Source organism: Burkholderia sp. M6-3, assembly GCF_050858985.1.
GTDB classification, from domain to species: Bacteria; Pseudomonadota; Gammaproteobacteria; order Burkholderiales; family Burkholderiaceae; genus Paraburkholderia; species Paraburkholderia caledonica.
Genome location: NZ_CP110090.1, coordinates 3,345,489 through 3,370,903, shown reverse-complemented (window position 1 = coordinate 3,370,903; position 25,415 = coordinate 3,345,489). Strand labels below are relative to the sequence as shown.

21 protein-coding genes and 1 pseudogene are annotated in these 25,415 nt (G+C 62.4%); 17 read left to right on the top strand and 5 right to left on the bottom strand.

What is annotated here, in order from left to right:
* The first annotated feature begins 255 nt into the window (after positions 1–255).
* Both OH764_RS14655 and OH764_RS14650 read left to right on the top strand, forming a co-directional pair.
* Positions 256–672 carry a ribonuclease gene (locus tag OH764_RS14655; RefSeq protein WP_498848834.1) on the top strand — a complete coding sequence of 139 codons (417 nt, stop codon included), beginning with the start codon at positions 256–258 and terminating at the stop codon, positions 670–672.
* 7 nt (positions 673–679) lie between these two features.
* The gene (locus OH764_RS14650) at positions 680–1,249 is read left to right on the top strand and encodes a barstar family protein (RefSeq protein WP_020071292.1); all 570 of its coding nucleotides are present in this window, start codon (positions 680–682) and stop codon (positions 1,247–1,249) included.
* Between the two features lie 210 nt (positions 1,250–1,459).
* Here OH764_RS14650 and OH764_RS14645 read toward each other — a convergent pair whose 3' ends face one another.
* The 3 genes from OH764_RS14645 to speE form a co-directional block, all read right to left on the bottom strand.
* Complete coding sequence (locus OH764_RS14645) at positions 1,460–2,200, bottom strand: 16S rRNA (uracil(1498)-N(3))-methyltransferase (RefSeq protein WP_310067349.1); 741 nt, start codon at positions 2,198–2,200, stop codon at positions 1,460–1,462.
* A gap of 19 nt (positions 2,201–2,219) precedes the next feature.
* Complete coding sequence (locus OH764_RS14640; protein WP_498847272.1) at positions 2,220–2,633, bottom strand: VOC family protein; 414 nt, start codon at positions 2,631–2,633, stop codon at positions 2,220–2,222.
* Positions 2,634–2,743: 110 nt separating this feature from the next.
* The gene (gene speE, locus OH764_RS14635) at positions 2,744–3,625 is read right to left on the bottom strand and encodes a spermidine synthase (RefSeq protein ID WP_498847271.1); all 882 of its coding nucleotides are present in this window, start codon (positions 3,623–3,625) and stop codon (positions 2,744–2,746) included.
* A 313-nt stretch (positions 3,626–3,938) separates the two neighbouring features.
* Between speE and tkt the strand changes: the two genes are divergently transcribed.
* Positions 3,939–5,960, top strand: coding sequence for a transketolase family protein (gene tkt, locus OH764_RS14630; protein WP_498847270.1), 2,022 nt, complete (start codon positions 3,939–3,941; stop codon positions 5,958–5,960).
* Positions 5,961–6,067: 107 nt separating this feature from the next.
* Positions 6,068–7,078, top strand: coding sequence for a type I glyceraldehyde-3-phosphate dehydrogenase (gap, locus tag OH764_RS14625; protein ID WP_020071297.1), 1,011 nt, complete (start codon positions 6,068–6,070; stop codon positions 7,076–7,078).
* Positions 7,079–7,317: 239 nt separating this feature from the next.
* Here gap and fur read toward each other — a convergent pair whose 3' ends face one another.
* Positions 7,318–7,746, bottom strand: a complete 429-nt coding sequence (gene fur / locus OH764_RS14620; RefSeq protein WP_012434340.1) for a ferric iron uptake transcriptional regulator — start codon at positions 7,744–7,746, stop codon at positions 7,318–7,320.
* A gap of 158 nt (positions 7,747–7,904) precedes the next feature.
* Here fur and OH764_RS14615 point away from each other — a divergent pair, with 158 nt between their 5' ends.
* From OH764_RS14615 to OH764_RS14560, 12 genes and pseudogenes are all read left to right on the top strand, one after another.
* Complete coding sequence (locus tag OH764_RS14615; RefSeq protein ID WP_498848833.1) at positions 7,905–8,729, top strand: outer membrane protein assembly factor BamE; 825 nt, start codon at positions 7,905–7,907, stop codon at positions 8,727–8,729.
* A gap of 190 nt (positions 8,730–8,919) precedes the next feature.
* The gene (dapB, locus tag OH764_RS14610; protein WP_498847269.1) at positions 8,920–9,717 is read left to right on the top strand and encodes a 4-hydroxy-tetrahydrodipicolinate reductase; all 798 of its coding nucleotides are present in this window, start codon (positions 8,920–8,922) and stop codon (positions 9,715–9,717) included.
* Positions 9,718–9,774: 57 nt separating this feature from the next.
* A complete protein-coding gene (locus OH764_RS14605) occupies positions 9,775–10,485 on the top strand; it encodes a MotA/TolQ/ExbB proton channel family protein (RefSeq protein ID WP_498847268.1) in 711 nt (236 codons plus the stop codon).
* A gap of 53 nt (positions 10,486–10,538) precedes the next feature.
* Positions 10,539–10,970: an ExbD/TolR family protein gene (locus OH764_RS14600; protein WP_498847267.1), complete on the top strand. Its 432-nt coding sequence runs from the start codon at positions 10,539–10,541 to the stop codon at positions 10,968–10,970.
* 147 nt (positions 10,971–11,117) lie between these two features.
* Positions 11,118–13,709, top strand: coding sequence for a leucine--tRNA ligase (leuS, locus tag OH764_RS14595; RefSeq protein ID WP_498847266.1), 2,592 nt, complete (start codon positions 11,118–11,120; stop codon positions 13,707–13,709).
* Between the two features lie 91 nt (positions 13,710–13,800).
* Complete coding sequence (locus OH764_RS14590) at positions 13,801–14,355, top strand: LPS-assembly lipoprotein LptE (protein WP_204522440.1); 555 nt, start codon at positions 13,801–13,803, stop codon at positions 14,353–14,355.
* 36 nt (positions 14,356–14,391) lie between these two features.
* On the top strand, positions 14,392–15,516 hold the full coding sequence (gene holA / locus OH764_RS14585) for a DNA polymerase III subunit delta (protein ID WP_498847265.1): 1,125 nt from the start codon (positions 14,392–14,394) through the stop codon (positions 15,514–15,516).
* Positions 15,517–15,790: 274 nt separating this feature from the next.
* Positions 15,791–17,062, top strand: a complete 1,272-nt coding sequence (locus OH764_RS14580) for a glutamate-5-semialdehyde dehydrogenase (protein ID WP_498847264.1) — start codon at positions 15,791–15,793, stop codon at positions 17,060–17,062.
* 205 nt (positions 17,063–17,267) lie between these two features.
* Positions 17,268–17,684, top strand: coding sequence for a CopD family protein (locus OH764_RS14575; RefSeq protein WP_498847263.1), 417 nt, complete (start codon positions 17,268–17,270; stop codon positions 17,682–17,684).
* Between the two features lie 680 nt (positions 17,685–18,364).
* Entirely contained in the window at positions 18,365–18,691 is a 327-nt protein-coding gene (locus OH764_RS14570; protein WP_498847262.1) for a hypothetical protein, read from the top strand.
* Positions 18,604–20,415: pseudogene (locus OH764_RS14565) on the top strand (peptide transporter); the annotation flags it as partial. The gene OH764_RS14570 and the pseudogene OH764_RS14565, both read left to right, overlap by 88 nt.
* Positions 20,416–20,422: 7 nt before the next feature.
* A complete protein-coding gene (locus tag OH764_RS14560) occupies positions 20,423–22,183 on the top strand; it encodes a methyltransferase domain-containing protein (protein WP_498847261.1) in 1,761 nt (586 codons plus the stop codon).
* 112 nt (positions 22,184–22,295) lie between these two features.
* On the opposite strand, the gene OH764_RS14555 is transcribed toward OH764_RS14560, so the two are convergent.
* Positions 22,296–23,141, bottom strand: a complete 846-nt coding sequence (locus OH764_RS14555) for a MurR/RpiR family transcriptional regulator (protein ID WP_087752256.1) — start codon at positions 23,139–23,141, stop codon at positions 22,296–22,298.
* A 289-nt stretch (positions 23,142–23,430) separates the two neighbouring features.
* On the opposite strand from OH764_RS14555, the gene edd reads away from it, so the two are divergent.
* Positions 23,431–25,356: an IlvD/Edd family dehydratase gene (gene edd, locus OH764_RS14550; protein WP_498847260.1), complete on the top strand. Its 1,926-nt coding sequence runs from the start codon at positions 23,431–23,433 to the stop codon at positions 25,354–25,356.
* The last annotated feature ends 59 nt before the right edge of the window (positions 25,357–25,415 follow it).

The window sequence follows — 25,415 nt, the reverse complement described above, 5'->3', positions numbered from 1 at the left end:
CCTTGCAAGAATTCAGCGCCCGGCATTCCGCGTGGAAAAGCCGGTGTTGCTACGTCTTTTGCTTGGTTGAGCTAATGTTAGCGCGCCTTGGATAAATTTTGTGTCAAAAGTCGTCAAAGCACTGCTGGTGGGGCTTTCGCGTCGAATCGGATCATTTTGCGACTCCGGCGAACGTTGATTCCGGGGACCATTAGCGATACCCTTACGACTTTCATGGTCGTAAAACTCGTGATCTAACAGCCGGGAAACTTGGTAATGGCACGCAGATGGCAGCGCATCAAGGGCGTGCTGATCAGTGCTATTGCGCTGTGCGTTTTCTGCGGCCCCGTGCCTCACGCCATCGCGCGCAATTACCCGGCACCCACCGGCACGAATGCACAGGGCCAAGGCACCATTGCGGCGGCGCAGTTGCCCCGCGAGGCGGTCAATACATTGAACTTGATTGCCGCTGGCGGGCCTTACCCGTATGAAAAGGACGGCGTCGTGTTCGGCAACCGCGAACGGTTGCTACCGCCCAACCGGCGCGGCTTTTACCACGAATACACCGTTCCCACGCCTCGTTCACGTAATCGCGGGGCGCGTCGCATCGTCTGCGGAGGTCCGCTGAAGCGCACCGACAATTGTTACTACTCGGACGACCATTACACCAGTTTTAATCGTATTGTTGAATGACATCGGGATGAACGGCATGAGCGACAACGTCTACGCGCACGACACCGGAGTCGCGACGGATCTTTTCGCGGCCGGCGACGGCAATCTTTTCCAGCGCGTCATGAAGATGCGCGCCGGCGAGCAGGGCCGTGAGAACCGGAGCGAAGCTGACAGTGTGGTTTCATCGAACGAGGAGCCCATGAGTCTTTTCAAGACCGTACGACCGAACATCGTACAGTCGATCCGCGCGTTTCGCGTTCAGGATCTCGCCGACGAGGCGAATCGACTCGGACAGCACTTTCTCTACGCGTATTGCGCAAACGCGCAATCCAAGCAGGAAGTCCTGGAAACCATCGCTACATCGTTCCTGTTTCCGAAACATTTCGGCAAGAATTATGACGCGCTCTACGATTGCCTAACCGACTTGGTCCATAAGGCCGGTGCCCAGCCTGGCTTTGTAATCGTGCTCGAGCAATTGCCCGTCGCGCAGAAATTCGACAAGGAAGGGCGAGAGACGCTGCTCGACGTGTTTCGCGAAGCGGCCGAATTCTGGGCCGAGCGCAAGGTTGCGTTCCGCGTCTTTTATTCGTTCGCCTGAATGCTTTGAGCCGAGCTTCTCAGTTCGGCCACAGCCGGAATCGCAAAGGCCCGCCAACTGGCGGGCCTTTGCTTTTGGCGGATCGGGCTTGCGCTTAGCGTCAGTGGCACTGGGTGGCGCCATTGGCGCTCCTATTGCGTGCGCCGCCGTCGGCTTCGATCGCTGCCGTTGCGGCTGCCTAGGGGCTCAGGCGCCAACGAAATCACCACCTCACCAGCCGCCCCACGCAGCCGCGAGTGCGGACAGAACCGCCATGCCAGCGGTCTCGGTGCGCAACACGCGCGGTCCGAGCCCGACCGCCTGAAATCCGTGGTCCGTCGCGGCGGCTTCTTCCGCGGCGGAAAAGCCGCCTTCGGGGCCGACCAGCACGGTGACGGGCCCCTTCGGCGGAATCGTCGGAAGCGCTGAAAAATGGATGCTCGCGCGTGGCGACAACAGAATGCGCAGTTCGTCTTCTGCGGGAACGCGCGGCATTGCGGCGAGCCAGGTGGCGATTTCCCGTACCGGCATGACTGTCGGCAGGCGGTTGCGTCCGCATTGCTCACACGACGCCCGCACAATACCTTCCCAGTGCGCATGCCGCCGAAGCGCACGATCGCCGTTCAGACGCACGACGCTGCGCGTGGTGGTCAACGGCACGAAGCTCGACGCGCCGAGTTCGACGGCCTTCTCGATCAGCCAGTCCATCTTGTCGCCGCTTGCTATGCCCTGAGCGAGCGTGAGCCGATACGGCGGCTCGACTTCGATGTTGCGGAATTCGCCGACCTTCACGGTGACCGTGCGGCGTTCGATTGCGACGAGTTCGGCGCTGTATTCGCCGCCCTCACCGTTGAAAAGCACAATGGAGTCACCGGTCTGCAAGCGCAGCACGAGGACGTGCCGTACGACGTCATCGGGAAGTTGCATGATGTCGTCGGGCGAAAGAGGCGTACCGACGAAGAAGCGAGGCATCAGAAAAATACTCATTAGTTCACGAAAGGTGGCGAGCGAGCGCCCAACGGTAGCCGTCCAGATCCTCGACCTGGGCGAAGCGGTCGCCCCAGAACTGGTCCTGTGGCTCGCTCAACGATTTGGCGCCGGCGGCAAGCGCCCGGGCGTAAACCGTGTCGACATCGTCGACGTAGACATAGAATGATTGCGGCGCGATCGCGCCCGCGCTGCGGGGTGTTTTTGCGGTGGAGCCGAACGCGCCTTCTGGCGCGAACATCACGATCAACTGACCTTGATAGGTCATTTCGACATGCATGACGATGCCGTCGTCCTGCACGCTGTCCCGCAATTCGAAGCCGAATGCCGCGGTGTAAAAGGCAGTCGCGGCTCGCGCGTCCCGTACCGTCAGATAGGGGGTCAACCAGGGCACACCGGCTGGGCGGGAGGCGGTCATGGGGTTCTCCAGATCTAGGGTTATTGGGCGCATGCCGGGCGTCCGGCAACGGATTGCGCATCGGCAAAGAGATAGCGCACTCCGGCGAAGCCGTGCATTTTGCCCGTGCGTCAGTGTGACGGCTTTAAGAATTGACCTAGTTTATCTTGCACCGACGGCGATGCCGTAAAGAGTCCGGCATGCGCGGCAGGGCTGTAGTGCTTCCGTGCGTCGATTCCTCGCATGGCGAGGCGCTCGGCCACGATATCCGCCGTCAGCGCGGCAGGATCGAGCGTGTCGCTGGCGGTCGCCATCATCCACAACGAGCCGTATAGCGGGACATACGTGTTCATGGTGCGTACGACCGCGAACGCGCCGCGCAGATCGCCAAGCAGGGCGGCAATGCGTTCGGCGTGGAAATAGGGCGAGCCCAGATGGACGGACAGCACGGCGTTCGTGCTCATCACCCGCTTGAGCTGACTGTAGAAGGCGGTCGTGTACAGGCCGGCCGCTGGCGAGTCGGGCGGCGTCAGATCGAATACGACCAGATCGAACTGCGCAGACTGGGCTTGCGCGGCCGCGGTCACGAAATGCGCGGCATCGCCGATCACGAGTTCGACGCGCGGATCGTCGAATGCGCCGCCCTGTACTTCGGGCAGGTGTTCGCGTGTCAGGCGAACCACCTGTTCGTCGAGTTCGGCGACCACGATCCTTTCAATGCCCGGATGCGCCAGCAGTTGCCGCGCGGCGCCCCCGTCGCCTCCGCCTAGCACCAGCGCGGCTTTCGGTGCCGGATGCGCCAACGCCGCCGGATGCACCATGCACTCGTGATAGATGAATTCGTCGCCGGTGGACGTCATGGGACGGCCGTCCAGCGTGAAGATCCGGCCGAGCTGGCGCGTATCCCACACCTCGATGCGCTGATACGGCGAATCGACGCGTGCGATCAGCGACGCGTCCGGAAATCCGTAGACAGCGTCCGGACTCGGGTGGAACAGCAAAGTAGCGCTCAAGGTGGTTTGCCCAGTGTGAACGGGTTGGTTTCTGCTGCCCGATTGTAAGGGCGACGCGCCGCACGGTCTCGTGCGCGCCCCACGATGCGGAACGAATCAGCCGATCTCTGGAGGCACCGGGCGGCGCCCGCCATGCGGCTTTGCGCACAGGGAGCGACACAACGTTCTGTTAGAATGGCACGCTTTCAGCCTTGTCCGTTTGCTCTGCCCGTTTCGCGTCTTCCGGCGCCGCACCGTGCGCCGAAGCGGACTGGCCGCCGAGCTTCCGGGCCTCAAGCGCACATCGCTTTCTGACTCTGTCTCCGGACTCGACATGACGACCCCGTCTCCCGCACCCACTTCCTTGATGGCCAACGCAATTCGCGCGCTGTCCATGGACGCCGTTCAACAAGCGAATTCCGGGCACCCCGGCATGCCAATGGGCATGGCCGAAATCGGCGTGGCCCTGTGGTCGCGCCATCTGCGCCACAATCCGAAGAACCCGCAATGGGCGGACCGCGACCGTTTCGTTCTGTCGAACGGCCACGGTTCGATGCTGCTGTACTCGCTGCTTCACCTGACCGGCTACGACCTGCCGATCAGCGAACTGAAGAACTTCCGCCAGATGCATTCGAAGACGCCGGGCCACCCGGAATACGGCATCACGCCGGGCGTCGAAACGACCACCGGCCCGCTCGGCCAGGGTCTGGCGAACGCGGTCGGCATGGCACTCGCGGAGTCGCTGCTCGCCACCGAATTCAACAAGCCCGACGCGAAGATCGTCGACCACCACACGTATGTGTTCGTCGGCGACGGCTGCCTGATGGAAGGCATTTCGCATGAAGCGTGTTCGCTCGCGGGCGTGCTGAAGCTGAACAAGCTGATCGCGTTCTACGACGACAACGGCATTTCCATCGACGGCGAAGTGGTGCACTGGTTCCACGACGACACGCCGAAGCGCTTTGAAGCATACGGCTGGAACGTGATTCCGAACGTGGTCGGCCACGACGTCGACGCAGTCGACGCCGCCATCAAAAAGGCCAAGCAATCGGACAAACCCACGCTGATCTGCTGCAAGACCGTGATCGGCGAAGGTGCGCCGACCAAAGCCGGCAGCCACGACTCGCACGGCGCGCCGCTCGGCGACAAGGAAATTGCGGCGACGCGTGAGGCTATCGGCTGGAAGTGGGAGCCGTTTGTGATTCCGCAGGAAGTCTACGCAGCGTGGGACGCGAAGGAAGCGGGCGCGCGTTTCGAATCCGACTGGGATAAGGCGTTCGCGGCGTATGCGGCGAAATATCCGCAAGAAGCGGCTGAATTCACGCGTCGTATGGGCAAGCAACTGCCCGCTGACTGGAAGGAAAAGGCGAAGGCGATCATCGCCGGCGCGAACGAGCGTGCAGAAACGGTCGCGACGCGCAAGGCATCGCAGCAGGCCATCGAGGCATTGTCCGCAGTGCTGCCGGAGCTGCTCGGCGGCTCGGCCGACCTGACCGGCTCGAACCTGACCAACTGGAAGGCCGCGAAGCCGGTTCGCGTGAACGGCGAAGGCCGCGCGGCGGGCAACTACGTCAACTACGGCGTGCGCGAGTTCGGCATGAGCGCCGCGATCAACGGCGTTGCGCTGCACGGCGGCTTCAAGGCGTTCGGCGGCACGTTCCTGACGTTCTCCGACTACAGCCGCAACGCGCTGCGCGTTGCCGCACTGATGAAGGCGCCGTCCATTTTCGTGTTCACGCACGACTCGATCGGTCTCGGCGAAGACGGCCCGACTCACCAGTCGATCGAACACGTAGCGAGCTTGCGTCTGATTCCGCATCTCCAGGTGTGGCGTCCCGCAGATACCGTCGAAACGGCGGTGGCGTGGACTCATGCGGTCGAACACCATGGCCCGTCGTGCCTGATTTTCAGCCGTCAGAACCTGCAGTTCTCGGAGCGCACCGACGCGCAGATCGCTAACATTGAGAAGGGCGGTTATGTGCTGCGCGACTGGAACGACGAGATCGTTGCGCGCAAAATCATCCTGATGGCCACTGGTTCGGAAGTCGAACTGGCGCTCAAGGCGGTCGAGCCGCTGGCGCGCGAGGGCATCGCGGCGCGCGTCGTCTCCATGCCGTCCACCACGGTTTTCGACAAGCAGGATGCCGAATACCGCGAACGCGTGCTGCCGCAAGGCGTGCGCCGTGTCGCGATCGAAGCGGGCGTGACGGATTTCTGGCGCAAGTACGTGGGTCTGGAAGGCGGCGTGGTCGGCATCGACACGTTCGGCGAATCGGCCCCGGCTGGCGTGCTGTTCAAGCATTTCGGCTTCACCGTCGAACACGTGGTAGAGACGGCCAAAGCCGCACTCGGCTGATCTGAATCAAAGCGTTGCCGCACGGCTGCAGCAGGAGCACGAACGCGCGGCAACGCAGCCGGTCAGACGAACATCGACGTATTTTTTTAGTCATCAGGAGATAGATCATGACGATTCGCGTTGCAATCAACGGCTACGGCCGGATCGGCCGCAACACGCTGCGCGCCTTCTATGAAAACGGCAAGAAGCACGATATCGAAATCGTCGCCATCAACGATCTGGGCGATGCCAAGACCAATGCTCACCTGACGCAATACGACACCGCGCACGGCAAGTTCCCGGGCGAAGTGTCGGTGGACGGCGACTACCTGGTTGTGAACGGCGACAAGATCCGCGTGCTGGCCAACCGCAACCCGGCTGAACTGCCGTGGGGCGAGCTGAACGTCGACGTCGTGATGGAATGCACGGGCTTTTTCACGACGAAGGAAAAGGCAAGCGCGCACATCAAGGGCGGCGCGAAGAAGGTCATCATTTCGGCGCCGGGCGGTAAGGACGTCGACGCAACGATCGTCTACGGCGTGAACCACAACGTGCTGAAGGCATCGGACACGGTGATCTCGAACGCATCGTGCACGACGAACTGCCTCGCGCCGCTCGTCAAGCCGCTGAACGACAAGATCGGCCTCGTAAACGGCCTGATGACGACCATTCACGCGTACACGAACGACCAGGTTCTGACGGACGTGTACCACGAAGACCTGCGCCGCGCGCGCTCGGCCACGCATAGCCAGATCCCGACCAAGACGGGCGCTGCGTCGGCTGTCGGCCTGGTGCTGCCGGAACTGAACGGCAAGCTGGACGGCTACGCGATTCGCGTGCCGACCATCAACGTGTCGGTGGTCGATCTGTCGTTCATCGCCGCACGCGACACCACGGTCGAGGAAGTCAACTCGATCATGAAAGAAGCGTCGCAAGGCGCGCTGAAAGGCATCCTCGGCTACAACGACGCGCCGCTGGTGTCGATCGACTTCAACCACAACCCGGCTTCGTCGACGTTCGACGCAACGCTGACCAAGGTGTCGGGCCGCCTGGTGAAGGTGTCGAGCTGGTATGACAACGAGTGGGGCTTCTCGAACCGCATGCTGGACACGGCCGTGGCGCTCGCCAACGCGAAGTAAGCCGTTCTATGCTTTTCCGGACGCCGTCGGCGCAATGCTGGCGGTTGGGAAAAAGGCCGCTCTTCGGAGCGGCTTTTTTACGCCTGCCGAGTGTCGAAATAGACGCCGGACGTCGCGGCGTTTAAGGCAAAGAAGTTCGCCCGACCAAAAAAATGGCCCGGCCGATTCAACCCGGCCGGGCCATTTTTCTGCTGATCGCTAATCGTTCGACCGCGCCCCCCGACACGGCCGACACCACGTCAATGCTTGCGATGCGGGCAGTTTTCCTTAGTGCAGGCGCCGTAAAGTGCCAGGGCGTGTTCCTGCAGCTTGAAGCCGCGTTCCTTCGCGATGGACTGCTGACGACTCTCGATTTCGGAGTCGAAAAATTCTTCGACGAGGCCGCAATCAAGGCACACCAGATGGTCGTGATGCGACCCTTCGTTCAGCTCGAAAACAGCCTTGCCCGATTCGAAATTACTGCGCGAGAGCAGGCCGGCCTGCTCGAATTGCGTCAGCACACGATAGACGGTGGCAAGACCGATATCGAGCTCCTCGTGCAGGAGGTTGCGGTACACGTCTTCGGCCGTCAGGTGACGCACCGGGCTGTGCTGGAAAATCTCGAGGATTTTGAGGCGCGGAAGGGTCGCCTTGAGCCCGATGTTCTTGAGATCGGTTGGATTGGTCATGACAAGGGATCCCTAGAGTACAATGCTGGGCTCTCATAGTAATGTGTTTTTGCCGTTCTGGTCATCTTCGATGGAATGAAACTCGCGCGGCTCGTCAGCGGGCCCGCACGGTGAGTGAAATGATTTCAAAATCTCAACTGATCTACCGGGGGAGCCGCATGCGGGGTACCTTGACCGCTGTTGCGGCTGTCGCGATTCTTGCAGGATGTTCCACGTACGACAGCCTCACTCAGCGGGTTGCTCAAAGCATCACGCCGTACCGGATTACCGTTGTGCAAGGCAACTTCGTTTCGAAAGAAGCCGCCGCGCAAATGCAGGTGGGCCTTTCGCGCGCACAGGTGCGTCAGTTGCTGGGCACGCCGCTGCTCACCGACATGTTCCACGCAGATCGCTGGGACTACGTGTTCTATTTCAAGCGTGGCTCGACTAGCGTCGTGCAGCAGCGCGACTTCGTGGTCAACTTCGCAGGCGATCGCGTCGCCAGCTGGAGCGGCGGCGAAGATCTGCCGTCCAACCTCGAACTGCTTGCTGAGATCGACGGTGACAAGCGCGGCAAAAAGGCGGCCGCGGCGAGCGTAGCGAGCAGCACGGGCGAGGCAAGCGCGCCGGTAGCCACGGCGCCGGTCACGGTCGACACCGCGCGTCCGCCGTCCGTCGAAGGTGCTGCCGCAGCGGCCGCGCCGTCCACCGACGCGAACGCTGAAGCCGCTCAAGCCGCGAATCGTGCGACGAATGCGGTGCAAGCGCCGTCGCGTAATACGCCGTCGTCGGTGCGCTCAACCGCTCCGACCGCGAATGCCGGCGGCATCCCGCCGCAAGGCCCGACGTCCGGTGGGCAGCCGCAGTTCCAGTTCCACCGTCCGCCGCCGCCGCAATCGCCGTCGTCGAAGGACAATCCGGTCGGGCCGACGGGCTCGCAAAGCAGCGGCCCGACGCAGAATGCGCCGGTTGGCACGCCGTCCACTTCGGGAACGAGCCAGTAATAGCGCTGTCCTTGTTTTAAGACGGCCGCTGCGCATTCGCCCGCCGTGGAGTGTCACTCCAAAGTCGCTTCGGGCTTCGCGCGGCGCCGTCGGATTCTCTGCTGTTCCAGTCCCGCGCGGTGCGAGGGCGTGCTGCCCGCCGCCGCTTTTGCCCGCCTCTGCCGGGCTGTGTCTTTCGAACCCTCGTACCATGAAAATTGCGATTGCTGGCGCATCGGGCCGTATGGGCCGCATGCTCATCGAAACCGTTCTCAACGATTCCGACGCCACGCTGTCGGGCGCGCTCGACCGTCCGGGTTCTCCGCAACTCGGTCAGGACGCTGGCGCCTTTCTCGGCAAACAGACGGGCGTGATTCTGACTGACGACATTGAACGTGTGTTCGCGGAATCGGACTACCTGATCGACTTCACGCGCCCTGAAGGCACGCTGACGCATCTGGAAGCCGCGCAGCGTCACAACGTGAAAATGGTGATCGGCACGACCGGCTTCGACAATGAGCAGAAGGCGCAACTGCGCGGCGCGGCGGACAACATCGCGATCATGTTTGCGTCGAATATGAGCGTGGGCGTGAACGTTACGCTCAAGCTGCTCGAGTACGCCGCGAAGCATTTCGCGACCGGCTACGACATCGAGATCATCGAGGCGCATCATCGTCACAAGGTCGATGCGCCGTCGGGCACCGCGCTGACGATGGGCGAAGTGATCGCCAACGCTCTCGGGCGCAATCTCGACGACTGCGCGGTCTATAGCCGCGAAGGCGTGACCGGCGAGCGCGATCCGTCCACGATCGGATTTTCGGCGATCCGCGGCGGCGATATCGTCGGCGACCATACGGTGCTGTTCGCCGGCATCGGCGAGCGCATTGAAATCACGCACAAATCGGCGAGCCGCCTGTCGTACGCACAGGGCGCGCTGCGTGCCGTGCGTTTCCTCGAAGGCCACCAGACCGGCTTCTTCGACATGCAAGACGTGCTCGGCCTGCGCTAAACGCGGCGCGCACAGCTTGCTTATCCGCACGAACTCACTTTTCCCCGGCGAAATCAGATGGCAGGCGGCAGCAGCATCATCCATTACCTGCAAACGAGCGACGCGATCACGCATGGTGTCGCTTATGTGCTGCTGGCGATGTCGATTGCGAGCTGGTGCTTTCTGATCGTCAAGGCCTGGGTGCTGGTGCGGGCCAAACGTCAGGCGACGCGCGCTGTCGCGCGCTTCTGGCAGGCGCCGACCCTCGCGGAAGGCGTCGCCGAATTGAAACGCGCCGACCGCGAGCGCGTTTTCGCGCCGCTTGCGGAAGCGGCGCTCCATGCAGCCGAAGTCGATATTCCCGGCGCACTGCTTGCGCGCGTCGAGCGCAGTGAGCGTGTGGTTCGCGCGTTGCGTCAGGCGCTCAATGCGTCGCAGCGCAGGCTCGAATTCGGCCAGGTGCTGCTCGCTTCGGTGGGCAGCACGGCGCCTTTCGTCGGCCTGCTCGGCACCGTTTGGGGCATTTATCACGCGCTCGGCAGCATTGCCGCGAGCGGTCAGGCGCAGATCGAGAACGTCGCCGGGCCGGTCGGCGAGGCGCTCATCATGACGGCCTTCGGCCTCGTGGTGGCGATTCCCGCAGTGCTTGCCTACAACGTGCTGGGGCGCCTCGTGCGGCAACTGTCGGAGGAACTCGACGGATTCGCGCACGACCTGCACGCGTACGTGTGCGCGCCCGTGGGCCAGCCGCAAGCACCGGTGCGCGGTCCGCAGGCCACGACTCACTAAGGGCAATAAGCGCAATAGGGCACTAAGCGCGCGTCACGACATAAGGAGGCGGCATGGCGTTCGGCGGACTGGAGAAAAAGCAGACGGCTGCACCGATGGCCGAGATCAACATGACGCCGCTGATCGACGTGATGCTAGTGCTGCTGGTGATTTTCATCATTACCGCGCCCTTATTCACGCACGCGATCCGGCTCGACCTGCCGAAGGTCGCGTCGGCGCCGGCGCGCGAAACGCCGCAAACCATTTCTCTTTCAATCGACGCCGCCGGCAAGCTGTACTGGGACGGCAGCGTCATCACGCTCGAGCAGATGCGCACGCGCTTCGCGCAAGCCGGCAAGCAGGCCGACCAGCCCGAAATTCATCTGCACGCCGAGCGCAATACGCGCTACGAGGTGATCGCGCAGGTCATGGGCGCCGCGCAGCAGGCCGGTCTTGAGCGCATCGGCTTTGTGACCGAGCCGCCGCCACCGGGCTCGCAGCAGTAGGCGCGCGGGCGCTCGCCGCGCGGCGCAGCCGTCCGCGAACGGTATAATCAGCCCTTTCCCCGCAGTACGGGAAACGACGCCATTTCATCCAGCAAAAGCACCAAGCGGCCGGTGCGGAAGCACCGAACCCAGCGATCCCATCACACCATGCACGAAAAATACGTTCCCTCCGACGTCGAATCCGCCGCGCAAGGGCAATGGCGCGCCATCGACGCGTACAAGACATCGGAAACCACCGACAAGCCCAAGTTCTACTGCGTCTCGATGCTGCCGTATCCGTCGGGCAAGCTGCACATGGGGCACGTGCGCAACTACACGATCAACGACGTGATGTACCGCTATCTGCGGATGAACGGCTACAACGTGCTGATGCCGATGGGTTGGGACGCGTTCGGCATGCCGGCTGAAAACGCCGCGATGGCTAATAACGTGCCGCCGGCAAAGTGGACCTACGACAACATCGCTTACATGAAGAAGCAGATGCAGTCCATGGGCCTCGCAATCGACTGGTCGCGCGAAGTCGCCACCTGCAGCCCCGATTACTACAAGTGGAACCAGTGGTTGTTCCTGAAGATGCTGGAAAAGGGCATCGCGTACAAGAAAACCGGCACCGTCAACTGGGACCCGGTCGATCAAACGGTGCTCGCGAACGAGCAGGTGATCGACGGTCGCGGCTGGCGCTCGGGCGCGCTCGTCGAGAAGCGTGAAATCCCGATGTACTACATGCGCATCACGCAGTACGCAGACGAATTGCTGAACGATCTGGAAGGCCTCGGCTGGCCAGAGCGCGTGAAGATCATGCAGCAGAACTGGATCGGCAAGAGCTTCGGCGTGAACTTCGGTTTCCCGTATGAAATCGACGGCGAACAGAAGCTGTTGCGTGTGTTCACCACGCGCGCCGACACGATCATGGGCGTGACCTTCGCCGCGATCGCGGCCGAGCATCCGCTTGCCACGCGTCTCGCGAAAGACAAGCCGGAACTGCAGGCGTTCATCGACGAATGCAAGCGCGGCGGCGTGGCGGAAGCCGACGTCGCGACCATGGAAAAGAAGGGCATGCGCACCGGCTTTTTCGTCAAGCATCCGCTCACGCAGGAACCGGTCGAAGTGTGGATCGGCAATTACGTGCTGATGACTTACGGCGAAGGCGCGGTGATGTGCGTGCCGGCGCACGACGAGCGCGATTTCGCGTTCGCAAAGAAATACGGCCTGCCGATCAAACAGGTGGTGGCCGTCGAAGGCAAGGAATTTTCGACGCAGGCCTGGGAAGAGTGGTACGGCGAGAAGGGCGGTACGCTCGTCAACAGCGGCAAGTACGACGGCCTGAACTATGAACAGGCAGTAGACGCGATCGCCGCCGACCTGAAGGCGCTGGGCCTGGGCGACAAGCAGATCACGTGGCGTCTGCGTGATTGGGGCGTGTCGCGCCAGCGTTACTGGGGCACGCCGATTCCGATCATCCACTGCCCCAAGTGCGGCGACGTGCCGGTGCCGGAAAAAGACTTGCCTGTCGTGCTTCCCGAGGACCTCGTGCCGGACGGCACGGGCAATCCCCTCGCGAAGTCCGAAGCGTTCGTGAACTGCACCTGCCCGACCTGTGGCAGCGCAGCCAAACGCGAGACGGACACGATGGACACGTTCGTCGATTCGTCGTGGTACTTCTACCGCTATGCATCGCCGGGCGCACCGACCATGGTCGACGAGCGCACCGACTACTGGGCGCCGATGGACCAGTACATCGGCGGCATCGAACACGCGATTCTGCACCTGTTGTACTCGCGCTTCTGGGCCAAAGTGATGCGCGACCTCGGTCTCGTCAAGTTCGGCGAGCCGGCGAAAAACCTGCTCACGCAGGGCATGGTGCTGAACGAAACCTACTATCGGGAAGACGCAACGGGCAAGAAAACCTGGTACAACCCGGCCGACGTCACCGTTTCCTTCGACGACAAGGGCCGCCCGGTTGGTGCGGTGCTGAATTCGGACGGCCTGCCGGTCGTGCTGGGCGGCGTCGAGAAAATGTCGAAGTCGAAGAACAACGGCGTCGATCCGCAATCGCTGATCGATCAGCACGGCGCGGACACCGCGCGTCTGTTCGTCATGTTCGCCGCACCGCCCGAGCAGCAGCTGGAGTGGTCGGGCTCGGGCGTGGAAGGCGCGAGCCGTTTCCTGCGTCGCGTGTGGAGCTTCGGTCACGCGAACGAAGCGGCGCTGCGCGCGGGCGGCCAGTTCGACGTCGCGCAACTCGCGGACGCTGACAAACTGCTGCGTCGCGAAATCTACAGCGTGCTCAAACAGGCTGACTTCGACTACCAGCGTTTGCAGTACAACACGGTCGTGTCGGCCGCGATGAAAATGCTCAATGCGCTCGATAGCGCAAAGGACGCGCAGCCTGCTGTGTTGCGCGAAACTTATGGTGTGATGCTGCGCGTGCTGTATCCGGTCGTGCCGCACCTCACGTTCCAGTTGTGGCAGGAACTCGGTTACGCCGACGAGTTCGGCTCGCTGCTCGACGCGCCGTGGCCGAAGGTCGACGAGAAGGCGCTCGAGCAATCGGAGATCGAACTCGTGCTGCAGGTGAACGGCAAGGTGCGCGGCGCGCTGACGGTGTCGAAAGACGCGTCGCGCGAATCGATCGAGCAGTTGGCGGCCGCGCACGAAATGGTCGCGAAATTCAGCGAAGGCAAGGCGCCCAAGAAGATTGTCGTGGTGCCGGGCCGCCTCGTGAACGTGGTCGTTTGACGAGCCAGCAGCATCTGTCAACAGGCATAGCGCCGTCGCGTGCGGCGGCGCGTGCCTCTCGCCGGGAACCCACTGCGAACCAGGAGCCAATGTGACTCGCAGATCGTTTTTTTTGACGCTGGCTTGCAGCGTATTGATGTTGTCCGCGTGCGGTTTCCAATTGCGCGGCCAGCAGGACTATGCGTTCAAGCGCCTGTTCGTCGCCGGCGGTTCGGCATCGGCGAACGCGCGGCTCGCGCGCATGGTGCAAGGCGGCAGCGACACGGTCGTGGTGAACTCGGTGACCAGCGCGGACGCTACGTTGCAGATTACCGAAGGCCGCGGCTACAGCACGCTGACGCTGAACTCACTGGGCGTCGTGGAAGAGTATCAATTGAATCTCTCCATGAACTACTCGCTGATCGGCAAGGACGGCACGGTGCTGATTCCGCCGAGCGTGATCGCACTGAACCGCGCGATGACCTATAGCGACAAGTACTCGCAAGCGAAAGCCGCCGAGTCGGACATCCTCTTCGCCGATATGGAAAACGACGCGATCGACCAGCTCACGCGCCGTCTTTCGAGCGTCCGTTCGCTGCATCCGGCGCCGGGTGAGCAGGTGCCGGCCGTCGCGCCGCGTGCGCCTTTGCCGCCGCCGCCGCTGTGAGCGCGGGCGTCGACGGGATCTGAGAACTACATAGCCATGCAACTGCGACTTGACGCGCTCGAAGCGCATCTCGCCAAGGGACTCGCCGGACTGTACGTCGTGTACGGCGACGAGCATCTGCTCGCGCAGGAAGCGTGCGACCGGATTCGCGCGGCGGCGCGCGCGGCCGGCTTCACCGATCGCTCCGTGTTCACCGTGGAGCGCGGTTTCGACTGGAGTTCGCTGTTGGGCGCGAGCCAGTCGATGTCACTGTTTGGTGACCGTCAACTGGTCGAACTGCGCATTCCGTCGGGCAAGCCCGGTAAAGAAGGCGCAGACGCCCTGAAAGCGCTGGCGGCCGCCGTCAATGACGACGTATTGACCATGATCACGCTGCCGCGGCTCGACGCGGCCACGCAGAAATCCGCCTGGTTCACGGCGCTTGCCGACGCGGGCGTCGCGTTGAAAATCGATCCGGTCGAGCGCGCGCAGTTGCCCAACTGGGTCGGCCAGCGGCTCGCGGCGCAAGGCCAGCGGGTCGCCGCCGGGGAAGAAGGGCGGCGCGCGCTCGCGTTTATCGCCGAGCGTGTCGAAGGCAATTTGCTGGCGGCGCATCAGGAAATTCAGAAGCTCGGCTTGCTTTATCCGGCCAGCTCGCTGAGCTTCGAGCAGATTCACGACGCCGTGCTCAACGTCGCGCGCTACGACGTGTTCAAGCTGAACGAGGCGATGCTCGCGGGCGACGTCGGCCGTCTGTCGCGCATGCTCGACGGCCTGCGCGGCGAAGGCGAAGCCGCGGTCCTCGTGCTGTGGGCGGTCGTCGAAGAATTGCGTACGCTTTTGCGCATCAAACGCGGCGTCGCGGCCGGCAAACCGCTCGCGATGCTGGTGCGCGAAAACCGCGTCTGGGGTCCGCGCGAGCGGTTGATCGGGCCGGCTTTGTCACGTGTTACCGAGGCCTCGCTTGAAAAAGCGCTGGCGCTGGCGGCGCGGCTCGACCGCCAGGTCAAGGGCTTGTCGGGCGGCACGCCTGGCAATCATCGCAATGACCCGCCGCCCGATCCTTGGGACGGCTTGTTTGAACTCGCGATGACGGTCGCGTCGCCGAAAACGGCGCCTGTTCCGCCGCCGCGACCTCGAGGAGCAGCCGGAGCCGCAGCGGGCGCACGCAGGCCGGCGTGATCCGGTAATGCAGGCCAGGCCGTGGTCACATTCGGTGTGGGCACACGCAGGGCATGACGATCGCCACGGCTCTGGCGGACGGCTGAACCGTCCGGACCACTAGTTCGCTTTAGCCTGCCGGGCTTCGCGTGCTGAAGAGTCGGCGGATTCCGCGGGATAGATAGCGCTGGCCACCATCGCAAGCAGAGCGCGTTGCCCCGACTTACAATCGTTGAATCATTCGCTAATCAGCCTTTGCGCCGCACGTCGACGTGCGCGCCATCACGAGAATCACATGGATATCGACCAGTACATGACCGACCTCGGCCGCCGCGCCCGCCAGGCCTCGCGTGCGATGGCGCGGGCGTCGACGGCCGCGAAGAACGCTGCACTCGCGGCGGTCGCAGCGGGTATCGAGCGCGACGCCGCGTTGCTCAAGGAAGCCAACGCGCGTGACCTCGCGCGGGCACGCGACAAAGGCCACGACGCGGCTTTCATCGACCGGCTGACTTTGTCGGATAAAGCGCTGAAAACGATGGTCGAAGGCCTGCGCCAGGTCGCGGCGCTCGCCGACCCGATCGGCGAGATCAGCAATCTGAAGTACCGGCCAAGCGGCATTCAGGTCGGGCAGATGCGCGTGCCGCTCGGGGTGATCGGCATCATCTACGAATCGCGTCCTAACGTGACGATCGACGCCGCCGCGCTCTGCCTGAAGTCGGGCAACGCCACGATCCTGCGCGGCGGTTCGGAAGCGTTGGAATGCAATACGGCGCTCGCGAAGCTGATCGGCGAGGGGCTCGAAGCTGCCGGTTTGCCGCAGGACGCCGTGCAGGTCGTCGCAACCGCGGACCGCGCCGCGGTCGGCAAGCTCATCACGATGAGCGAGTACGTCGACGTGATCGTTCCGCGCGGTGGCAAGAGTCTGATCGAGCGGCTGATGAACGAAGCGCGAGTGCCGATGATCAAGCACCTCGACGGCATCTGCCACGTGTACGTGGACGACCGCGCGGATCTCGCGAAGGCGCTGACGGTTTGCGACAACGCCAAGACGCACCGCTATGGCACCTGCAACACGATGGAGACGCTGCTCGTCGCGCGTGATATCGCATCGACGGTGTTGCCGCCTCTTGGCAGGCTGTATCGCGAGAAAGAAGTTGAGTTGCGCGTGGACGCGGCGGCGCGTGCGGTGCTGGCCGACGCGGGCGTGGGCCCGTTGGTCGATGCAACGGAAGACGACTGGCGCACCGAATATCTCGCGCCGGTGCTGGCGATCAAGGTGGTCGACGATCTGGACGCGGCGATCGAGCACATCAACACTTATAGCTCGCAGCACACCGACGCAATCGTCACCGAAGACCACGACCGCGCCATGCGTTTTCTCCGCGAAGTGGATTCGGCAAGCGTGATGGTGAATGCATCGACCCGTTTCGCCGACGGCTTCGAGTTTGGCCTTGGCGCCGAAATCGGCATCTCAAATGACAAGCTTCATGCACGCGGTCCGGTGGGACTGGAAGGTTTGACGTCGCTGAAGTATGTCGTGCTCGGGCATGGCGAAGGGCGTCAATAAGCGCTCATCCAACGGTAGGCGTGGCCGTGCAACGCGGCCACGTTTGTCCGCCTGCCTACGCCTCCTGACGTTGCCGCGACCGTCGGTCACTGTGCGTCGCGATGGATGGCCGCCATGATTGCCGCCGCTGGTCACAACAGGCTGTCAACACAGGCTGACCACGACACGCTGGTTACAACACTCAACACGCACCCAAGGACATCCGATGCTCTGGATCAAGACGTTTCATATCGTTCTGGTCGCTTCCTGGTTTGCCGGTCTGTTCTATTTGCCGCGCATTTTCGTCAACCTGGCGATGGAAACCGAGCCGGCGGCGGTGAAGCGTCTCCTGATCATGGCGCGCAAGCTGTTTCGCTTCATGTCGTTGATCGCAGCGCCGGCGCTCATTTGCGGGTTGTGGCTTTGGCTCGTCGTGGGAATCGGACAAGGACAGGGCTGGATTCACGCGAAGGTCGGCGTCGTCGCGCTGCTGGTGATTTACCACGCGTACTGCGGCGTGTTGCTGCGGACATTCGAGCGCGGGCAGAACCGCCGCACGCACAAGTGGTATCGGATGTTCAACGAACTGCCCGTGCTCGGGATGCTGGCCGCGGTCGCGCTGGTGGTCATCAAGCCGTTTTGATGTGAGTCACACGCCGAGCGTGTCGGATGACTAATTGTTCGCATGTCACGCTGCGGGTAGTGTCGCTCGCAGCGTGACAACTAACGTAGTGGCTTGGCTTCAGCGACGCGGCATTCCCCCGCCGCTCAGCTACAAGAGTGAATGTGTGAAGCTTGCTCCTTAGAAGCGGTCCGCACACTCTGTGGGCATCCTAAATTTCCGCTTCCCCACCGATTTCAGGCGCTGAACCCTGCCGCCTTCGTTAAGACTTTTCAGAATTGTGGTGCGGCACATTTGCCGCGCTTGTCCGTGCGCGGCATCCCTCGCCGCTAATATCGGCGGACTCGCTTCGCATCGAATTTCTTGCTTGCGTCCATCGCGCAAGCGCCTCACGGACTCTTCCATTCTCTCGCCGCTAGCCTGCTAGACGGCAAGCCCGCCTCTGCGCCCTAAAGCGCGCCGCATCGACTCCACGTTTGTCTGCAAACGCCTGCCGCCGCAGGACGCGCTTTTAGTCCTCGTCTGATTCTGTCTGTTGGACGCGTCTCATATTCTCAACTTCGAACATTAGCAAAGCACGACGGCATAGCCCCGCTTCGCTCAATGTCGAGCCGCAGTGCGCGGTTGTCGTGTGTCCAACTTAATTATGAGTGTTTCATGAAAAGAATCGGTTCCGCCGGGTATTTAGCAAACGTCTCGGCATGCTCGTCGCTGTCGCGGAAAACGTCGCGAGTCAAGGTAAGCAAGCAGGTGAAAGCGCCGGCGTGGGTCCTTCGGGCCGCGAACTGGGCGTCGTTTCCACGATGACCGCCATGGCCGTCGCGCTCGTCGCATTTCAGCCGTCGGTGAGCCGCGCGCAGTCGCTGCCGACCAACGGCCAGGTGATGGCAGGTCAGGCGAGCATTTCGCAGAACACCAACACGATGACCGTCAATCAAGGTACGCAACGTACCGCCGTGAACACGAAAAGGCGAGCCGTGAACTGCTTCAGCTGCTCAGCAAGATCGACCAGCATTACGGCATCCTGATGGACGTCGACGTCTGGGCTCAATCGAATGAAGCCCAGGACATCATGGACGATCACCTGCTCGCACGTCTCACGTCCGCAATCACGAGCCTTGTGACTGATCCGAAGTTCACGTTCTCCGACGCAGGTATCGTTCGCACGGCGTTGTTCCAGCGTTGGCTTGCCGCGATGTTTGCCGCGAGCCCGTTCCGCAACGCCGATCACATTCTTCGGTCGCTTGGCGTCGACGAGCACGCGCGCAATGCCATCGAGCTGCGCAACAGCGAAGTCCGCAAGTTCCAGCTGTTTTATCTGCCGGAGTCGGAAGTCCGTCTCGACTGGGACGCGCTGTGGAAACTCGACAAGACGATGGCCGCATCTCTTGCGATGACGATCATGTCGTCGCGCTTTCTCGGCACGCCGTCGGCGCACCAGAAGCGCGAACTGCTGCTGCGTTGGTTGCCCGAGCGGCTCGAGCAGATCGACAGCATCGATTCCCTGCCGATGGGCGTCTTGCACGACGTCTACATGCACTGCAGCTACGCGGACATGGCGGCCAAGCACGACATCAAGAAGCCGATTAACGCGCTGATTCGCCGCAAGCTCGAGTCGCTTGGCATTACGGACGTCACGCGCACGGCCGCTGGTGTCGAGGGTGAGAAGCCGGTGCTTCTGGTCGTGCTCGAATGGTTCTCGAAGAACCACTCGATCTATCGCACGCATTCGCAGACGCTCGTCGCGATGCGCGACAAGTTCCACCTGATCGGCATGGGCTACGACGGCCGTGTTGACGACGCCGGCAAGGCGGTATTTCATGAGTTCATCCCGCTGCAAGGCGCGAACGTGTGGGAAGCCGCGCGTCATGCGCGAGACACGAGCGAGGCGCGCAACGCGCAGCAGATGTACATGCCGAGCGTCGGCATGTTCCCGATCACGATGGTCCTCGCGTGCCTGCGCGTCGCGCCTTTGCAATTGATGGCGCTGGGTCATCCGGCCACGACCCACGGTCATGCAATGGATTACGTCGTGGTCGAAGAAGACTATGTGGGCGACGAAGCATGCTTCAGCGAAAAGCTGTTGAAGCTGCCTTCGGACGGCATGCCGTATCGCGCGCCGGCCGCCATGCTCGAACTGGAACTGCCGGCTGAGAAAGAGCCGTCCAATGTCGTGAAAATTGCAGTGGCCGGCACGACGATCAAGCTCAACCCAGGTTTCCTGCACACGTGCGCAGCGATTGCCCGCGAAGCAAGCGTGCCGGTGGAGTTCCATTTCCTGGTAGGTCAGGCGACGGGTCTCGTATTTCCGCAAGTGCGCAACCTGATACGTCGATTGCTTGGGAAAAATGCTGTCGTTCACAAGCATCAAGGCTACGCCGGTTACATGAAGGTGATCGCCGGTTGCGACATGTTCCTGAACCCGTTCCCGTTCGGCAACACGAACGGAATCGTCGATACGGTCTGGGCCGGGCTCGTGGGTGTCTGCAAGACAGGCCGCGAGGTGCATGAACATATCGACGAAGGTATGTTCCGCCGCCTCGGTTTTCCAGAGTGGACCATCACGAAGACGAACGACGAATACAAGGCTTCCGCGCTGCGTCTGATCGAAAACGCGCACGAACGACGCGAGTTGGCCGCGGCAATGGCAGGCCCGAAGGCCATTGAAAAGCTGATCTTCCACGGACGTCCGGAAATCCTGGGTGAGCGTATGCAAGCGTTGTGGCTCGACAAGCTGCATGGAGCGCAGTGAGACGAACATGAAAGAGACCAGCAAATCCGCTATGCGTCGCGCACGCGACCCGTCGTTCCAGCAGCACTACTTCGCGGGCAAAGGCATCGACATCGGCGCCGGCGACGACCCCTTGAGCGCGCATGCACACGCCTTTCCGCGCGTGACGGAGATCGTGTCATGGGACAAGGCACAAGGCGACGCGCTTCGCATGGCGGGCGCACCGGACGCATCGTTCGACTTCGTGCACTCGAGCCATTGCCTCGAACACCTGGCCAATCCGTTTCAGGGACTCGCCAGATGGCTGGAACTGCTGAAGCCGGGCGGCTATGCGATCCTGACCGTTCCCGACGAAGATCTGTATGAGAAGGGCAAATGGCCGAGCCCGTTCAATCGCGAGCACAAGGTCAGCTTCACGATCTGCAAGCCGGAGAAAACGCTGCCGGGCTCGGTGAACGTGCTGGATCTGGTGCGTGCATTCGCGCCGGTCGCGTCGTGCGAACGCGTAACTCTGGTGCGTGAGAATTACGATGAGCGGCGCGCGAATGTCGATCAGACAGCGCGTGGTCTCGCCGAATGTGCGATCGAAATCGTGCTGCGAAAGCGCGCGGTACCGAGCGCGCGCGAGATGATGAACGTTGCGTCGAAGGCGCGAGACGCGCAGGAAAGTCTGCGTGCCTGGCGACTCGCCGTGAAAACGTATCCGTACCGCTTCGAGGTTTACCACGGCGCGATGCTTGCATGGTTGCGCTGGGATCTCATCGAAGATATCGACCGACTGTGGGCTCAATGCATCGAATGTCTGCCGGATCAGCATCTGCCGCGGCTCTATCTCGCGCTGCACACCATCGCGCGAGGCAAGATACAGGAAGGCTTCCGCACGCGCGAATCGTGGATGAGCAAGTTCGGATGGCAGCGCCGCACGACAGTGCAACCGCCGTCGACGATTCCTGCCTGGTCCGGCGAGCCGCTCGGCGGGAAGTCAATCGTGATATGGAGCGAGTTCGGTCTCGGCGACGAAATCTTCTTCTTGCGATTCGCGCGTATTCTGCGTGAGCAATGTGGCGCTGCGCAGGTGTCGGTGGTATGTCAGGCACCGCTCGTGGCGTTGTTCGAGCGCTCGGGAGAGGCCGACACGGTGCTCAGCGTCGCGCAAGCCGCCGAGCTGCCGCCGCACGACTACTGGGTGTTTCCGCATGCGATTCCGGCTCACGTCGCGTTGGACCTCGAAGCGTTGCCGAAGTCCGTGCCATACCTGCATGCGCCGGGCACAACCGGGTTCGCTGCGTTGACGAAAAGTAAGGACAAGCTGAAAGTGGGCGTCGTGTTCAAAGGCGCGCCGACCCATGAGAACGACAGGCAGCGGTCGTTGCCGTCACTTTCTGTGCTGGACGACCTGTTCAAGGTAGATGACGCGGAGTTCTTCAGTTTGCAGAAGGGCGCAGGTGCCGACGAAGCTGCGACCTACGCGAAGCGTCTGCCGAACTTCCACGATGTCGGCGCTTCGCTGCGCACCATGGACGAAACTGCCAACGCGATCGCCGCGCTCGACGTCGTGCTGACCGTGGATACATCGGTTGCACATGTGGCGGCTGCAATGGGCAAGCCGGTGTGGTTGATGCTGCCGTTCTTCGGCGACTGGCGCTGGCACTACACGCGCAATGACAGTCCGTGGTATCCGACAATGCGTCTGTTCCGTCGGCTTCCGGGCGGCGACTGGTCGGAGGTGGTCGCGCGCATTCGCGGCCGCTTGCTGATGGCGCTGACCTCGGGCGACGCAGACTTGTGATTAGCCAAGTGTCCTTCGAGCGACACAAAACAAACGGGCTCCCTTGGGAGCCCGTTTTGCATTCAGGTAAAGCAACACGCAGTGAAAGGGGATTGCTCCCCTGCGCAACCCTTCATCCGTCTGTCCCAATTCTTCTGCGCGCAATCAGTTCTTTCGCATCCGCCAGTTTCTCCGCAAGCTCCGGCCCGCGTTTTAGCGCGACGCCCACAGCGAGAATGTCGCCGATCGCAAGATGCGAAGTGCGCGAGGTCATCGGCGAAAAGATATCGGTGTCTTCGTCGATGTTGGCGAATAGTCCTACCGACGCGATCCGCGCGAGCGGCGAGTTGCCATGCGTCACGGCAATCACTTTTGCGCCGCCCGCCACAGCCGACCTGGCTGCATCGACGATATCGCGCGTGCGCCCCGTATTCGAAATCGCGACCACGACGTCGCCCTGGCCGAGCATCGCTGCCGACATCAGGAACGTATGCGGGTCCGAATAAGCGACGCTAGGCATACCCAGCCGGAAGAACTTGTGCTGCATGTCGAGCGCGGTGATGCCCGATCCGCCGGCGCCGTAGAACTCGATCCGCTTCGCTTGGGCGAGTACGTCGATCGCCGCCGCGACGCTATCCGACGACAGATTGTTGCGCACCTGGATCAGCGCGCCGATCGTCCGGTCGAACACCTTGGCGGCGACGCCCGGCGCCGGTTCGTCCGCGCGCACGTCCCGGTAAACGGCAGGTACTTCAGTCGCAATGCCCTGCGCGAGCCGGATCTTGAACTCGCGGAATCCCGAGAAGCCGAGCGCGTGACAAAAACGCGCTATGGTCGGCTGGCTCACGCCCGCACGCGCGGCGACTTCCGTCATCGAAAGATCGAGCACCTCGCGCGGCGCCTCGATCACGTAATCGGCCAGCTTGCGCTCGGAGGGGCGCAGCTGCTCGCGCATCTCTTCAACCTGGGACAGCATCATCGGAAATCTCGCACTATGCTGAAGAATGCGTGGACTATAACTGATTGCCTAGTATGTACAAAAACTACATATCCGCCGTAGGTGTTATCCCTTAGCTCTTTGCTCAATCTCTCGGATCAGCCGTCAGCAAGGCGTTCAGCGGAATTGCCGATGTCGCATTGCAGCAGGGATTCCGATTGCGGACGTGTAGTTTTTCTACTAACATTGCCGTCGTTGGTTGATTCGACTCTCCGCGATATCTATCTCGCATCATGTCCGCGCGCCTGCCGCCAGCGACGAAGGAGCTCCGATGGTTTCCCCGCATTCGCAATTGTTAAAGGTCACGCAGCGCGTGGTCGAACGCAGCAAGCCGACTCGCGAGGCGTACCTCGCGCGTATTCACGAGGCGCAGGGCAGGTTCCCGGCGCGCGGCGCGCTTTCCTGCGCCAATCTGGCCCACGGTTTCGCGGGCCTGGAAGGCAATGACAAGCTCGTCATCAAGCAAATTCGTGAACCGAACATCGGCATTGTCTCCGCGTACAACGAGATGCTGTCGGCTCACGCGCCGTACAAAAACTACCCGGACATCATCAAGCAGGCCGCGCGCGAGAACGGCGGTGTCGCTCAGTTCGCGGGCGGCGTGCCGGCCATGTGCGACGGCATTACGCAAGGCAACGCGGGCATGGAGCTGTCGCTTTTCTCGCGCGAAGTCATCGCGATGAGCACTGCGGTTGCGCTTACGCACAATATGTTCGACGCGGCGCTGTGCCTCGGCATCTGCGACAAGATCGTGCCGGGCCTGTTGATCGGCGCGCTGCAGTTCGGCCATCTGCCGACCATCTTCGTGCCGGCCGGCCCCATGACGAGCGGTCTTTCGAACGACGACAAAGCCAAGACGCGCCAGCAGTTCGCAACCGGCCAGTGCGGCCGCGACGCGCTGCTCGAAGCGGAAGCCGCCGCCTATCACGGCCACGGGACCTGCACGTTCTACGGCACCGCGAACAGCAACCAGATGCTGATGGAAATCATGGGCCTGCATCTGCCCGGCTCGGCTTTCGTGCATCCGCATACGCCGTTGCGCGACGCGTTGACCGCCCAGGCCGCGCGCCGCGTGCTCGACCTCACCGTCGAGCGCGGCCACTACATGCCGATTGGTCACGTGATCGACGAGAAAGCGATCGTCAACGGAATCGTCGCTCTGCTGGCGACAGGCGGCTCGACCAATCACACGCTGCACCTCGTCGCGATTGCGCGTGCCGCCGGCATCGTGATCGATTGGGACGACTTCGACACGCTGTCGCAAGCGGTGCCGCTGCTCGCGAAGATCTATCCGAATGGCAAAGCCGACGTGAATCATTTCCACGCCGCCGGTGGCGTGGCGTTCCTGGTGCGCAATCTGCTCGAAGGTGGATTGCTGCATGAAGACGTCAACACGGTGGCGGGCAAGGGACTTCATCACTACACGGAAGAACCGAAGCTGCTCGACGGCAAGCTGCAATGGGTTCCAGGCGTACAGGCCAGCGAAGACACCGCGGTGTTGCGCGGCATCAAGGAGCCTTTCCAGGCGGACGGCGGCCTGCGTTTGATGCAGGGCAAGCTTGGACGCGGCGTGATCAAGATCTCGGCCGTCGCGCAGCAACATCGCAAGGTGAAGGCGCCGGCCATCGTATTCGACTCGCAGGAAGCCGTGCAGGAAGCGTTCGATAACGGCGAACTGAAGCGTGACTTCATTGCCGTGGTGCGTTTCCAGGGCGCGCGGGCAAACGGCATGCCGGAACTTCATCGTTTGACGCCGCTGCTCGGTGTGTTGCAGGATCAAGGTTTCCATGTCGCGCTGGTCACCGACGGGCGCATGTCAGGAGCGTCGGGTAAGGTACCCGCGGTGATCCATCTGTCGCCGGAAGCACTGCTGCAAGGTCCGATCGGCAAGGTGCGCAGCGGCGACATGCTGGTGATCGACGCCGAAGCTGGCGTGCTCGACATCGAGATCGACCCGGCCGAATGGGCTGCGCGCCCGAACGCCGTGCCGCTGCATCAGGCGGAGAACGAAGTCGGTTTTGGCCGCGAGCTGTTCGGTGTGTTTCGCGCGGCGGCAGCGCCGGCGGAGCAGGGCGCGTCGGTGTTCGGGCCGATGGTGGGCGAACGTGCGACATCGCACGGCGAGCACATCGCCCCTGCTGCGAGCCATGTGGGTGAGCCGGGCGTGACTGTTGCGAGCACCACGCAGGCGGGGTAAGCGGTACCCTCGCCGGGCGAACTGAGTCGCCAGAAAAAACGGCAATCAATCAAGCCAGC

Excerpts from the sequence above, each read along its gene's own strand:
- OH764_RS14650 (WP_020071292.1), top strand. The coding sequence starts at position 680 with ATGAACGGCATGAGCGACAACGTCTACGCGCACGACACCGGAGTCGCG.
- dapB (WP_498847269.1), top strand. The coding sequence starts at position 8,920 with ATGAAAATTGCGATTGCTGGCGCATCGGGCCGTATGGGCCGCATGCTC.
- OH764_RS14605 (WP_498847268.1), top strand. The coding sequence starts at position 9,775 with ATGGCAGGCGGCAGCAGCATCATCCATTACCTGCAAACGAGCGACGCG.
- gap (WP_020071297.1), top strand. The coding sequence starts at position 6,068 with ATGACGATTCGCGTTGCAATCAACGGCTACGGCCGGATCGGCCGCAAC.
- OH764_RS14615 (WP_498848833.1), top strand. The coding sequence starts at position 7,905 with ATGCGGGGTACCTTGACCGCTGTTGCGGCTGTCGCGATTCTTGCAGGA.
- edd (WP_498847260.1), top strand. The coding sequence starts at position 23,431 with ATGGTTTCCCCGCATTCGCAATTGTTAAAGGTCACGCAGCGCGTGGTC.
- OH764_RS14645 (WP_310067349.1), bottom strand. The coding sequence starts at position 2,200 with ATGCCTCGCTTCTTCGTCGGTACGCCTCTTTCGCCCGACGACATCATG.
- holA (WP_498847265.1), top strand. The coding sequence starts at position 14,392 with ATGCAACTGCGACTTGACGCGCTCGAAGCGCATCTCGCCAAGGGACTC.
- OH764_RS14570 (WP_498847262.1), top strand. The coding sequence starts at position 18,365 with ATGCTCGTCGCTGTCGCGGAAAACGTCGCGAGTCAAGGTAAGCAAGCA.
- OH764_RS14560 (WP_498847261.1), top strand. The coding sequence starts at position 20,423 with ATGAAAGAGACCAGCAAATCCGCTATGCGTCGCGCACGCGACCCGTCG.
- OH764_RS14575 (WP_498847263.1), top strand. The coding sequence starts at position 17,268 with ATGCTCTGGATCAAGACGTTTCATATCGTTCTGGTCGCTTCCTGGTTT.
- OH764_RS14655 (WP_498848834.1), top strand. The coding sequence starts at position 256 with ATGGCACGCAGATGGCAGCGCATCAAGGGCGTGCTGATCAGTGCTATT.
- OH764_RS14640 (WP_498847272.1), bottom strand. The coding sequence starts at position 2,633 with ATGACCGCCTCCCGCCCAGCCGGTGTGCCCTGGTTGACCCCCTATCTG.
- leuS (WP_498847266.1), top strand. The coding sequence starts at position 11,118 with ATGCACGAAAAATACGTTCCCTCCGACGTCGAATCCGCCGCGCAAGGG.
- OH764_RS14580 (WP_498847264.1), top strand. The coding sequence starts at position 15,791 with ATGGATATCGACCAGTACATGACCGACCTCGGCCGCCGCGCCCGCCAG.
- tkt (WP_498847270.1), top strand. The coding sequence starts at position 3,939 with ATGACGACCCCGTCTCCCGCACCCACTTCCTTGATGGCCAACGCAATT.
- OH764_RS14600 (WP_498847267.1), top strand. The coding sequence starts at position 10,539 with ATGGCGTTCGGCGGACTGGAGAAAAAGCAGACGGCTGCACCGATGGCC.
- OH764_RS14555 (WP_087752256.1), bottom strand. The coding sequence starts at position 23,141 with ATGATGCTGTCCCAGGTTGAAGAGATGCGCGAGCAGCTGCGCCCCTCC.
- fur (WP_012434340.1), bottom strand. The coding sequence starts at position 7,746 with ATGACCAATCCAACCGATCTCAAGAACATCGGGCTCAAGGCGACCCTT.